This window comes from Streptomyces sp. NPDC057950, from assembly GCF_042887295.1.
GTDB classification, from domain to species: Bacteria; Actinomycetota; Actinomycetes; order Streptomycetales; family Streptomycetaceae; genus Streptomyces; species Streptomyces kaempferi.
Map to the genome: position 1 here is coordinate 154,869 of NZ_JBHVPP010000005.1, position 12,413 is coordinate 167,281.

Sequence of the window (12,413 nt, forward strand, 5' to 3'; positions counted from 1 at the left end):
TCATCCCTTCGTGGTGCCCAGCAGTTCGACGTTGCCGTCGAACTGCCAGAGCGGGTTCGGTGCGTCCCCGACCGGGGTGCGCACCAGGAAGAAGCCGTTCACCTCCTTCGGCCCGTCACCGTCGGCGACGAACCGCCCGTCCGGGGTGACGTCGAGCTGGTAGATCGCCGTGCCGGTGGCCACGACGTCGGGAAGATGCCAGGACACGACACAGCGCCAGTCGTTTCCCGCTCCTCGCGCACCGTCCGCGACGTCGCCCTTCGTGCACGCCGCACCGGTTCTCAGCTGCGCTTCGGTGACGGCGGGGCGGTTGAGCTCCTCGGTCTGCCTGCGGTAGAGATGGGCGAACGCCACGGCTACCGAGTCCTGCACCTTCGTCCGCTCGATCCCGGAGCCCATGGCCCCGGTCGTCCCCGCGACGACCCCGATCGTCAGGGCGAGCAGCGCGGCGAGCGGCAGTGCTCCGGCGACGAACGCGCGGCGGGGCGACCCGTCGTCGGTGAGATTGGTGAAGTCCCGTCGCAGGAACAGCAGACAGGCAAGCCCCGTCGCGACCACGGCCCACACCAGACCGACCACGATGCCGATCAGGAGCGGGTCCAGCTGCGCCGTGCCGGTGAACAGGCCGTTCCAGGAGATGAAGGCGTACCCGGGCAGGGCGAGGCGCACGGCGACGGGCAACGGCAGCATCTGCGCGAGCTGCATCGCGAGCGCGACGAGCGCCGGGAGCAGCAGCCCCATCGGGGAGCGCCCCAGCGTGACGGACCCGAGCAGTCCGATCGCCGCGAGGGCGAGCGTGGGGGCGAGTGCGCAGGCCCAGGCGAGGAAGACCGTCCCGGCGGCGTCGCCCGCCGACAGCAGGTGACCGTCGAGGCCGACCAGCGGCTGGTTCCCTACCGCCGCCACCCCGCCGATCGCGCTGGAACAGGCCAGTCCGGTCACGAGCGACAGGATGACGGTGAGGCTGGCCAGGGCCTTCGCCGCGAAGATCCGCCGGGGTGAGCGGACCGCCACCAAGAGGTGGCGCCAGGTGCCGAGGCGGTCCTCGGATGCGAACACGTCACCGGCGACCAGTGAGGTCAGCAGCGGAAGCGCCCAGGTTCCCGCGAATCCGAGGACCACCAGGGGTCCGGCCCACCCTGTGGCGTGCATCCAACGGCCGAAGAGCGTGTCGACGGGGAGCGAGTCCTGCCGGCTCACCGCGGCGACGAAGAGCGCCGGCGCGATCCAGCAGGCGAGGATCACGAGGCGGATCCGCCACTGCGAGAGGAGCTTGACCAGTTCGAAGCGGTAAGCGCGCGCCACCGACACCCTCGGGGTGCCGAGCGTGACGTTCTCGGTGAGGGTCGCGGTCATCGGGCCGCCTCCTGCTGCTCGGTGAGGGCGAGGAACGCGGCTTCCAGCGGGGACACGACGGGGGCGAACTCGCGCAACGCGATGCCCGCGTGCACGAGCCGCACCACCAGGTCGTCCAGGGCGGGTACCAGCCCCCGCACGACGAGGGCCTCCGCATCACGCCGCGCCCCGGCGTGGCCGACGACCTGGATGCCGGCTGCAGCGGTGGCCAGCCGACGGGCGGCCTGCGGATCGGAGGTGAGCACCCGGTAGTCGAGTTCACTGTTCTCGGCCGCCAGCTTGCCCAGCGGGCCGGAGAAGACCACCCGTCCGGTCGCGAGGATGGTGACCTCGGAGCACAGGGCCTCGAGATCGTCCATACGGTGACTCGAGAGCACCACGCTGGTTCCCTCCGCGGCCAGCCGCGCGAGGACACCGTGGACGTGCTTCTTGCCGGCCGGATCGAGACCGTTGGAGGGCTCGTCCAGCACGAGAAGCCGCGGCTTGGTGAGCAGGGCCGCGGCGAGCCCCAGCCTCTGACGCATCCCCAGGGAGAAGCCCCGGGCCCGGTCGTCGGCGACATCCGTGAGCCCGACCTGATCGAGCACCTCGTCGATCCCCGCCGTCCGCGCCTCGCGACCACGGAGAGCCGCCAGCGCGGCGAGGTTCTGCCGCGCGGTCAACGAGGGGTAGAGGCCCGGCCCGTCCACGAAGCCGGCGACACCCTCGGGAGCCGCGAGCGCCCGCCCGACCGGTGTACCCAGGACCTCGAGACGGCCGGCCTCGGCAACGGCCAGACCCAGCAGGAGACCGAGCAGGGTCGTCTTGCCCGCGCCGTTCGGTCCGACCAAGCCGTGGATCCGGCCCCGCGTCACCTCCAGATCGATGCCGTCGAGCGCGACGACGTCGCCGAAGGACTTGGTGATCCCGCGCGCCCGGACTGCGGGGAGAGTGTCCATGAGGCCCTTCCTTCGAAGCTCTCATGGACCCTAGGTGTGGCGTACATCGAAGTCAGGGACGGCGAGTTGAACGGTCACGGAACGGAAGACGACCCTCATCCGCCACCCTGGTGTCCTTCTCCCGTTTGTTCCGTACGCATCGTCAATTCTCCAGTTAGCAGGGAAAACTGACGTTCTGTCGGGCCGAATGCGACTGTTCCGTACGGGAATTGATCGCTTTCCACGGGCCGGATGCCCGATCCGCGCCGGGGTCGGCGCCGGCGCCGCCGCACCGGGTGCCGGACGGCGCTCCTCCTGTGCCTCGTCCTGGCGGTCCCCCGGAACGCGGCGGCCTCCCGGAGCGCGGCGGTCCCCCGGAGCGCGGCGGTTCTCCGGAACGCGGCGGTCTCCCGGAGCGCGGCGGTCTCCCGGAGCGCGGCGGTCTCCCGGAACGCGGCGGTTCTCCGGAGCGCGGCGGTCTCCCGGAGGGCGCGGTCTCAGCTCCGTGAGACGCGTGCGACGACGAGGAGGAACAGCCCGCAGGCCGTCACGAGCAGCCATCCCGGATGTGACGCGGCGGCGAGCCCGGCGGGGCCGGCCCCCGCGGCCATGCCTCCGGCGACGGCGATCCCGATCGCCGCGCCGACCTGGCGCGCGGTGGAGGTGATCGCCCCCGCCACACCCGCCCGGGACCGCGGCAGACCGCTCACCGCGGTGTTGGTGAGGGGCGCGTTGGCGAAGCCGAACCCGACGCCGATCAGCAGATGGGCGAGGAGGATCAGCGGCACGCTGGTGTCCTGCCGCAGGTTCGTCAGGCACAGTCCGCCGGCCGCGATGAACCCGCCCGCGAGGATCAGCGGACGCCGCGGCCCGAAACGTCCGACCAGGGTGCCGGACCACGGTGCGCAGAGTGTGGCCCCGAGTGCCATGGGCAGGGTCGATGCGCCGCTCGCGAGCGGCGTCCAGCCGCGGGTGTGCTGGAGGTAGAGGGTGTTGAGCAGCAGACTCACGTTCAGCGCGACGAACACCGCCGCGGCGCCGAGCACCGCCGACGCGAACGGTGGTCGCCGGAAGAGGCCGAGGTCCACCAGGGGTTCGCCGTGGCGCAGTTCGACCCGGACGAACCCGGCCGCCGCCGCCATGGTCAGGACGTAGCAGACGAGGGCCGTGGGCGACGCCCAGCCGATGCGAGGGCCTTCGATCAGGACACCGACGGACAGGCCGAGGACCGCGGTGAGGAGCACTTGGCCGGGCAGGTCCAGGCGCCGGGGGCGCTCCGCGCGGGACTCCGGCACGAACACCGCGACCAGGACGAGCGCGGCGACGACGACCGGGGCGTTGATCCAGAAGACCGAACGCCAGCCGAGGGCGGCGATGAGCACCCCGCCGGTGACCGGGCCCACAGCCATGCTGAGCCCGAAGACCGAGGCCCACACACCGATCGCGCGGGCCCGTTCCCGCGGGTCGGGCATCGCGTTCACCACGATCGCCAGGGCCACCGGACTCAGCATCGAGGCGCCGACGCCCTGGGCGGCACGGGCCCCGACGAGCACGCCGAGGGCCGGGGCCAGAGCGCACGCGAGGGAGGCCAGACCGAAGACGATCAGTCCGCACTGGAAGATCCGGCGGCGTCCGAAGCGGTCCGCGAGCGCGCCGGAGACGATGAGGAGGCCGGCCAGGACCACGGTGTAGGCGTCGACGGCCCATTCCAGTCCGCGGGTGCCCGTGCCGAGGCCCCGTCCGATCTCGGGCAGGGACACGTTGACGATGGTGGTGTCCACCCCCACCAGGAACATGCTGAGCGCGCAGACGGCCAGCACCGTCCAGCGGCGGCGCGCGCTCAGTGGGGAGGGCGGTGCGGCCAGGGATGTCGTGTGCACGGGGGTTCCCCCTTCGGGACGGGATCGGTTCCCGCCCAGGCTCGTGTCGGGGGAGGTGCCGTAACCAGGTTCTTTGCGAAGACCGCAAAATGGCCCCATGGACGCCGAACTCGCGGAACTCCTCGCCGCTGTCGGGCCCCGGCTGCGCGCCCTGCGGCGCGACCGGGGCCTCACCCTCGAATCACTCGCGGAGGACACCGGGATCTCCGTCAGCACGCTGTCGCGCCTGGAGTCGGGTCTGCGCCGCCCGACGCTCGACCTCCTCATCCCGCTCGCCCGCACCCATCGTGTCGCGCTGGACCAGTTGGTGGCGGCACCCGCCACCGGCGACCCGCGGGTCCATCTCCAGCCGCGGAGCCGGAAGCCGGGCAGCGTCCTCGTCCCGCTGACGCAGTACCCCGGCCGGGTCCAGGTCTTCAAGCAGGTGCTCGCGCACCGCGAACCGAGACTGGTGACCCACTCCGGCTACGAATGGCTCTACGTGCTCGCCGGTGAGCTCCGTCTCGTCCTCGGGGAGCGCGAGGTCCTGCTCCGGCCGGGCGAGGTGGCCGAGTTCGACACCGACGAACCGCACTGGTTCGGGCCCGCCGGTGCCGAAGCGGTGGAGATCCTGCACCTGTTCGGGCCGCACGGCGACCAGGCCGTCGTACGCGCCGGCCCGGCGGCCGACAGCGCGGGGCGGCAGCCGGTCGTATGACGGCCCCTCCGAGTGGAGGCGCCCTCGCCTGGAGGTCCGGCGAGCTTGAGCGGTGATCCGGCGAGGTGTGCGGACGTGTCCTTGAGCGGAGGCCCGTGGAACGTCCGGGGTGGGGCCCTGTCCGGACCGGTGCCCGCGCGGAATCACCTGTTCGGCCTATATGGTGGGAAACATTGATGAAGTAGCGCATATCACCCGAATCAACTCACCGGATCCGGCCCCAGGAGGGGCTCGAGTCGTTCGCGACCCGTCCGGAGGAGGACGCGATGACGGACGTGGCGAGCAGGCGGGACGTGGACGAACGCCCTGCGATCATCGAACGGGTCGTGACACTCGACGTGAACGGCCGTCCCTACACGCTCCGCCTGGACACCCGGGTCACCCTGTTGGACGCCCTGCGCGACCGGCTGGGTCTGGTGGGCACGAAGAAGGGCTGTGACCAGGGAGCCTGTGGCGCGTGCACGGTCCATGTGGACGGCCGGAGAGTGCTGTCCTGCCTGACCCTGGCGGCGCAGGCCGAGGGCCGTGCCATCACCACCGTCGAGGGGGTCTCCGGGCCCGACGGACCGCACCCGGTGCAGCAGGCGTTCATGGAGCACGACGGCTTCCAGTGCGGCTTCTGCACGCCCGGACAGATCATGTCCGCGGTGGCTCTCCTCGCCGAGGGCCGGGCCGGCTCCGACGAGGAGATCCGGGAGTTCATGAGTGGCAACCTGTGCCGTTGCGGCGCCTATCCCAACATCGTGGCCGCGATACGCGAGGCGGCGTCCCGGGGAGGCCGCGATGCGCACCTTTGACTACGTGCGGGCCGTCGACACCCAGGAAGTGGTCCGGTTGCTGGCGGACGACCCGGCCGCGTCCTGCCTGGCGGGCGGCACCACGCAGCTGGACCTGATGAAGGACGGGGTGCTGGAGCCACCGCGGCTGATCGACATCACCCGGCTCCCCCTGCACGGCATCGAACGCCGCGGCGAATCCCTTCATGTGGGAGCGCTGGTGACCATGGAGGAGCTGGCCGCCCACGCCACGGTGGCCGAGCGGCTGCCCGTGGTGCGCGAGGCGCTGCTGCTGGGTGCCTCGGTGCAGCTGCGGAACATGGCCACCATCGGGGGCAACCTGCTCCAGCGCACCCGCTGCCGCTACTTCCGTGACCCGACCGTGCAGGCGTGCAACAAGCGCGCCCCGGACTCCGGTTGCGCCGCGGTCGAGGGCGTGGCGCGCATGCACGCCGTGCTCGGCGCCAGCGAGCGGTGCATCGCGCTGCACGCCTCCGATCTCGCCGTCGCGCTGGTGGCGCTGGACGCGCTCGTGCACGTCCAGGGGGTGTCGGAGCGTCGCACCGTGCCGCTGACGGAGTTCTATCTGACGGCGGACGAGGACCCGCGGCGCGAGAACGTCCTGGAGCACGCCGAACTGATCACCGAGGTCGAGATCCCGCTGCCCCCGGCGGCCGCGAGGTCGGGCTACCTCAAGGTCCGCGACCGGGCGTCGTACGAGTTCGCCCTCACCTCCGCCGCCGTTCTGCTCCTCCTGGACGGTGGCACGATCCGGCGCGCCCGGGTCGGCCTCGGCGGGGTGGGGACGAAACCCTGGCGGGCCTACGAGGCCGAGCACGTGCTGACGGGCGCGCCGGCCACGACCGCCACGTTCACGGACGCGGCCGAGGCGACGATGCGCGATGCCTTCACCGTCCCCGGCACGGCGTTCAAGGTGCCGCTGGCCCGTCGCACGCTGGTGCGCGAGCTGCAGACAGTCTCAGGAGTGACGGCATGAGCACCGTCGAGAGCAGGCCGCTGGTCGGCGCGGGCGTCAGCAGGGTCGACGGCCCGCGGAAGGTCACCGGAACCGCCCCGTACCCGATGGACTTCAGCATTCCCGGCCAGGCCCACGGCGCCGTGGTGCAGTCCACCGTCGCCGCGGGCCGCATCGTGCGCATGCACACCGAGGCCGCCGAGGGCGCTCCAGGCGTGCTGGCCGTGATCACCCATGAGAACGTCCCGTCCGTCGGCACGGGCCCGATGACGGTGCTCGGGGCGTCGCCGCCCCCGCCGCTGAGGAACGACCGGATCGTGCACCACGGGCAGCACATCGCCTTCGTGGTGGCCGAGACTCCGGAACAGGCCGCGGCCGCGGCGCGGCTGGTGCGGGCCGACTACGAGGTCGGGGAGCCACTGCTCGATCTTAGGGACCCACGGGCCGAACAGGTCGTCGATCCCTGGGAGATGGACACCTCGCGCGGCGACCCCGGCGCGGCGCTGGAGTCCGCCGAGGTGACCGTCCGGGCCACATACACGACGGCCGACAACACCAACAACCCGCTCGGACCGTTCGCGACGGTCGCCGTGTGGGAGGGCGACACACTCACCGTCCACGACACCAGTCAGTGGCCGTCCATGGTGCGCACCACCCTGGCCATGGTCTTCGGCATCCCCGAGAGCTCGGTACGGGTCCTGGTGCCGTACGTCGGCGGGGGCTTCGGCGCCGGGCTGCGCGCGTGGCCGCACGTGATCCTGACCGCCCTCGCCGCGCGGATGCTCAAGCGGCCGGTCAAGCTGGTCCTGACCCGGCCGCAGATGTTCACGTCCGTCGGGCATCGCCCCAGCGGGGTGCAGCGGCTGAGCGTCGGTGCCACACGCGAGGGGGACCTGGTCGCCCTCGACCACCGCAGCCTCATCTCCCTGAGCATGGAGAACACCGACTTCGAGCCGTTCTCCTCCGGAACCTCGTTCGCCTATCGGTGCCCCCATGTGATCACCCGGGACCGGCAGGCACGGATCAACATCGCCGTGCCGACGTCCATGCGTGCCCCCGCCGAGGCACAGGGCAACTTCGCGCTGGAGTCGGCGCTCGACGAACTGGCGTACACCCTGGGCATGGACCCCTTGGACCTACGGGTGCGCAACCACACCGACGTCGATCCGCGCAACGGACTGCCCTGGACCGGCAAGGCGATCCTGGAGTGCTACGAGGCCGGCGCGCGGCGCTTCGGCTGGTACGACCGGAACCCCGAGCCGCGCTCGATGCGCGACGGGAACTGGCTGGTCGGGTACGGGATGGCGAGCGCGATGTTCCCCTACTTCGCGCAGCCCTGCGCGGCGCAGGCCACCGTCAACAGCGACGGCAGCGCGCTGGTGCGCAGCGCGGCGACGGACATCGGCACCGGCACGTACACCGTCATGGCCCAACTGGCCGCCGAGGAGCTGGGTCTGCCCCTGGACCTGGTCCGTTTCGACCTGGGCGACTCCGACATGCCCAACTCGATGATGGCGGGCGGCTCCGGTCTGACCGGCGCGCTGGGCAACGCGGTGCACGACGCCTGCCGGCGGCTGGTGCGCTCCTTCGCCGAGCTCGCACGCGGTGACACCGACTCGCCGCTGCGGGGGGTGTCCCCCGACGGTGTGGAATGCGGCGGGGGCAGGGTCCACCCGGCCGGCCGGGTGGACCGCGGGGAGTCGTACGTCGACATCCTCGCCCGGCACGGGATGTCCGAGCTCACGGCGTACGGGAACAGCACGCCGCCGGTCGCCACCGAGCTGGGCATGTCCCCGGCCGGTGCGTACGGCGCGAAGTTCGTGGAGGTCCGGGTGGACGCGGACCTCGGTCTCATCCGTGTCGCGCGGGTGGTCTCCGCGATCGACGGCGGCCGCATCCTCAACGCGAAGACGGCCCGGAGTCAGATCATCGGTGGCACGGTCGGCGGCATCGGCATGGCCCTGTACGAGGACACCGTCACCGACCCGCACACCGGCCGTATCGCCAACGGCACCTTCGGCGACTACCTCATCGCGGTGAACGCCGACGTCCCCGAGCTGGACGTGGTCTTCGTCGGCGAGCCCGATCGCGGCACCGCCACGGGCACCAAGGGGATCGGAGAGGTCGGCCTGGTCGGCATCGCGCCCGCGATCTCCAACGCCGTCCACCACGCCACGGGGAAGCGTCTGCGCGATCTGCCGATCACCCTTGACGCCCTGCTGTGAAGACACCCTCGACACAGGTCGGTCGGCAGACTCCGGTCGACGCACTCCTGTCGACACCGGTGGCGCGTCGTGCAGGCCTTCGGCGGCTCCATGCTCACCGCAAACTCGGCGGCCATCCTCACCGACGCCTTCCCCACCCGGCAGCGCGGCATGGCCCTCGGCATCAACCAGATCACCGCGCTCGCCGGCCAGTTCCTCGGCCTCCTCGCCGGCGGACTGCTGGCCACCGTCGACTGGCGCGCGGTGTTCTGGGTGAGCGTGCCCGTCAGCATCACCGGCACCGTCTGGTCGTACCTGAGCCTGCGGGAGACCTCGGCGGGGCGCCCCGGCCGCATCGACTGGCTGGGCAACCTCACCTTCGCGGCGGGCGCCGGAACCCTGCTGGTCGGCATCACCTACGGCATCCAGCCCTACGGCTCGCACGCCACCGGCTGGGGAAACCCGTGGGTGCTCGCCGGTCTGACCGGCGGTGTCGTCCTGCTGCTGCTCTTCTGCTACGTCGAGTCGCGCGTCGCCGACCCCATGTTCACGCTGGCCCTGTTCAAGATCCGGGCCTTCGCCGCGGGCAACCTGGCGGCGCTGCTGACCGCGATCGCGCGGGGCGGGCTGCAGTTCATGCTCATCATCTGGCTGCAGGGCATCTGGCTGCCCCTGCACGGCTACGCGTTCGAGGACACCCCGTTGTGGGCGGGCGTCTTCATGCTCCCCCTGACCCTGGGCTTCCTGGTCGCGGGCCCCCTGTCCGGTTACCTCTCGGACCGATTCGGCGCCCGTATGTTCTCCACGACCGGCCTGATCGTCGTCGCGGTCTCCTTTCTCGGCCTGCTCGCCCTGCCCATCGATTTCGACTACGGAACCTTCGCCGCGCTGCTGCTGCTCAACGGACTGGGCCAGGGCATGTTCTCCTCCCCGAACACCTCCTCGATCATGGGCAGCGTGCCACCCGAGTACCGGGGCGTCGCCTCGGGCATGCGCTCCACCTTCCAGAACTCGGGCACCGCCCTGTCCATCGGCGTGTTCTTCTCCCTGATGGTCTCCGGACTCGCCTCGTCGCTGCCCGCGGCGCTCAGCGGCGGACTCCAGGCCCACGGCGTGCCCGCCGGAGCGGCCGAACACGCCGCGTCGCTGCCGCCGGTGAGCACGTTGTTCGCCACGTTCCTCGGCAACAACCCCATCGAACACCTGCTCGCCTCCGGTGGAGCCCTCACCCACCTCTCCCCGGCCCAGCGCGCGGCCCTGACCGGTCACACCTTCTTCCCCCGGCTGGTCTCCGCTCCCTTCCACCACGGGCTCGCCATCGTCTTCGGCGTGGCCGCGGGCATGGCGCTGGTCTCCGCGCTCGCCTCGGCCCTGCGCGGCGGACGCCGTCCCGCCGAGGAAGCCCCTCCGCGGGACCGGGCACCCGCCGCGGCCGGACCGACGCCGACGGGGCAGCGCCGGCACAACACACCCTCGTAGGCGCGCCGGCCGCACGGGAATCACCCGGAAGGCGTCCGCGACGTGCCCCGCGAAACACCCGGAAGGCGTCCGCGCGGAAGCCGGGCAGGAAGAGGAACCGCCTGCCGGGAGTTACCAGGGGTGCACCATGGAACCGAGCGGGGCCGGGGCGGCGCCTCGCCGTGGCTTCGCCGGGTGCGGGTCGACGCGCGGGGCGAGAATCACGGAGTGACTGTGCCACCTGAGCCACCTGAGAGCTCCCTCCTGTCGGGGCAGACCGTGTGCGGCAAGAGCACCCACGGTCCGCTGCGGGACTTCCTGCGGACCGAGACCGGCAGCGCCGCCGTACTGCTCACCACGACGCTCCTGGCCCTCGCCTGGGCCAACATCGGGCCCGGCTCGTACGCGTCCTTCTGGCACACCGAGCTGTCGGTCCGTATCGGATCGGGCGGGGTGTCCCTGGGGCTGCGCGAGTGGGTGAACAGCGGGCTGATGACCCTGTTCTTCTTCGTCGTGGGCCTCGAGGCGCGCCGCGAGTTCGACATGGGCGAACTACGGGAGCGCCGGCGGGTCACGCTGCCGGTGCTCGCGGGGCTCAGCGGTATGGCCGTGCCCGTCGCGGTCTATCTGGCCGTCAACGCGGGCCACGCCTCCGCACAGGGGTGGGGCACCGCCATGTCGACGGACACGGCCTTCGCGCTGGGCATGCTCGCCCTCTTCGGTACGCGGCTGCCCGGCAGTCTGCGGGTCTTCATCCTGAGCGTGTCCGTCGTGGACGACTTCGTGGCACTGGCCGTCATCGCCTTCGCCTACAGCAAAGCCGTCTCGGTGTCCGCGCTGCTGACGGCGCTCGGCCTGTTCGCGGTCCTCCTGCTGGTACGCCGCACCCTGGGCGTGCGGATCCCGGCCCTGTACGCGGTGCTGGGCGTGGCGATCTGGGTGGCGCTCCTGAAGTCGGGGGTGGACCCGGTCGTGACGGGGCTCGCGATGGGTCTGCTGACCTACGCCCGCCCGGCCGAACGCAGCGACCTCGAACACGCGACCACACTGTTCCGGCGCTTCCGCGAGCAGCCGACGCCGGAACTGGAGCGCACCGTACGCCGGGGGCTGGCCTCGACGCTCTCCCCCAACGAGCGCCTCCAGCGGATGTTCCACCCCTGGACGAGCTATGTGATCGTGCCGCTGTTCGCCCTCGCCAACGCCGGCATCACGGTCAGCGGCGGCCAGCTGGCGCAAGCCTTCACCTCGCCGATCACACTCGGCATCCTGTTCGGCTACGTCCTCGGCAAACCGCTCGGCATCATCGGCGCCGCCCTGCTCACCACACGCGTCAGCCACGGACGCCTCCGGCCGCCGGCCGGCTGGGGCGCCATCACCGCGGGCGGCACCCTGGCCGGGGTCGGGTTCACCGTCTCCCTGCTGATCGCGACCCTCGCCTTCGACGGCGACGAGCTGGCGCAGGCGAAGATCGGGATCCTGGCCGCCGTGGTCGGGTCGTTCCTCCTCACCTGGCTGGTCACCCGGGTGATCGGCGCCCTGCCGAAGCGTTCCCGCTCCCGGGCCCTCCTGGGTACGAGCCAGGGCATCGTGGATCTCAGCGACTCCGTCGACGTGCGACGCGACCACGTACGCGGCCCCCTGGACGCGCCCGTGACGCTGGTCGAGTACGGCGACTTCGAGTGCCCGTACTGCGGACTGGCCGAGCCCGTGGTGCGCGAGCTGCTCGCCGACTTCGGTGACGTGCGCTACGTGTGGCGGCATCTGCCGCTGCACGACGTGCACCCCAACGCCCAGCTGGCCGCCGAGGCCGCCGAGGCCGCGGCCCTCCAGGACGGCTACTGGGAGATGCACGATCTGCTCCTGGAGCACCAGGGGGACCTGCTGCCGAAGGACCTGCTCCACTACGCCGAGGAGATCGGCCTCGACACCGCCCGCTTCCGCGCCGACCTGCGGGCGGGGGCGGGCTCGGACCATATCGCCGCGGACCTGGAGTCCGCCGATCTCAGCGGCGTCTCGGGTACCCCGACGTTCTTCGTCAACGGCCGCCGTCACCACGGCGCCTACGACATCGCCTCGCTGTCCGCGGCCGTACGCGCGGCGCGGGAGAGGGCGGCGCTCACCGGGGCCGGCCGGACGGCCTGACACCGGC

The 12,413-nt window shown here is 71.8% G+C and carries 8 protein-coding genes and 1 pseudogene; 6 read left to right on the plus strand and 3 right to left on the minus strand.

Annotated features, from left to right (window positions below):
• The 3 genes from ACFVTC_RS11405 to ACFVTC_RS11415 all read right to left on the minus strand — a co-directional run bounded on the left by ACFVTC_RS11405 (position 1) and on the right by ACFVTC_RS11415 (position 4,153).
• Positions 1-1,356 carry an ABC transporter permease gene (locus ACFVTC_RS11405; protein WP_390126361.1) on the minus strand — a complete coding sequence of 452 codons (1,356 nt, stop codon included), beginning with the start codon at positions 1,354-1,356 and terminating at the stop codon, positions 1-3.
• Entirely contained in the window at positions 1,353-2,294 is a 942-nt protein-coding gene (locus tag ACFVTC_RS11410; RefSeq protein WP_390126363.1) for an ABC transporter ATP-binding protein, read from the minus strand. The genes ACFVTC_RS11405 and ACFVTC_RS11410 overlap by 4 nt, the downstream gene beginning before the upstream one ends.
• A 476-nt stretch (positions 2,295-2,770) precedes the next feature.
• Complete coding sequence (locus ACFVTC_RS11415) at positions 2,771-4,153, minus strand: MFS transporter (RefSeq protein ID WP_390126364.1); 1,383 nt, start codon at positions 4,151-4,153, stop codon at positions 2,771-2,773.
• A gap of 97 nt (positions 4,154-4,250) precedes the next feature.
• On the opposite strand from ACFVTC_RS11415, the gene ACFVTC_RS11420 reads away from it, so the two are divergent.
• From ACFVTC_RS11420 to nhaA, 6 genes and pseudogenes are all read left to right on the plus strand, one after another.
• Positions 4,251-4,850: a helix-turn-helix domain-containing protein gene (locus ACFVTC_RS11420; protein ID WP_390126365.1), complete on the plus strand. Its 600-nt coding sequence runs from the start codon at positions 4,251-4,253 to the stop codon at positions 4,848-4,850.
• Positions 4,851-5,116: 266 nt separating this feature from the next.
• A complete protein-coding gene (locus ACFVTC_RS11425; protein ID WP_168531288.1) occupies positions 5,117-5,647 on the plus strand; it encodes a (2Fe-2S)-binding protein in 531 nt (176 codons plus the stop codon).
• Positions 5,634-6,623 (plus strand): FAD binding domain-containing protein, encoded by a 990-nt coding sequence (locus ACFVTC_RS11430; RefSeq protein ID WP_390126366.1) that lies wholly within the window; start codon positions 5,634-5,636, stop codon positions 6,621-6,623. Before ACFVTC_RS11425 ends, ACFVTC_RS11430 begins: the two co-directional genes overlap by 14 nt.
• A complete protein-coding gene (locus ACFVTC_RS11435; protein ID WP_390126367.1) occupies positions 6,620-8,827 on the plus strand; it encodes a xanthine dehydrogenase family protein molybdopterin-binding subunit in 2,208 nt (735 codons plus the stop codon). The genes ACFVTC_RS11430 and ACFVTC_RS11435 overlap by 4 nt, the downstream gene beginning before the upstream one ends.
• A 60-nt stretch (positions 8,828-8,887) precedes the next feature.
• A pseudogene (locus ACFVTC_RS11440) lies at positions 8,888-10,285 on the plus strand (MFS transporter); the annotation flags it as partial.
• Positions 10,286-10,492: 207 nt separating this feature from the next.
• On the plus strand, positions 10,493-12,406 hold the full coding sequence (gene nhaA / locus ACFVTC_RS11445) for a Na+/H+ antiporter NhaA (RefSeq protein ID WP_390126368.1): 1,914 nt from the start codon (positions 10,493-10,495) through the stop codon (positions 12,404-12,406).
• Positions 12,407-12,413: the final 7 nt, after the last annotated feature.

Excerpts from the sequence above, each read along its gene's own strand:
- ACFVTC_RS11405 (WP_390126361.1), bottom strand. The coding sequence starts at position 1,356 with ATGACCGCGACCCTCACCGAGAACGTCACGCTCGGCACCCCGAGGGTG.
- ACFVTC_RS11410 (WP_390126363.1), bottom strand. The coding sequence starts at position 2,294 with ATGGACACTCTCCCCGCAGTCCGGGCGCGCGGGATCACCAAGTCCTTC.
- ACFVTC_RS11420 (WP_390126365.1), top strand. The coding sequence starts at position 4,251 with ATGGACGCCGAACTCGCGGAACTCCTCGCCGCTGTCGGGCCCCGGCTG.
- ACFVTC_RS11425 (WP_168531288.1), top strand. The coding sequence starts at position 5,117 with ATGACGGACGTGGCGAGCAGGCGGGACGTGGACGAACGCCCTGCGATC.
- ACFVTC_RS11430 (WP_390126366.1), top strand. The coding sequence starts at position 5,634 with ATGCGCACCTTTGACTACGTGCGGGCCGTCGACACCCAGGAAGTGGTC.
- ACFVTC_RS11435 (WP_390126367.1), top strand. The coding sequence starts at position 6,620 with ATGAGCACCGTCGAGAGCAGGCCGCTGGTCGGCGCGGGCGTCAGCAGG.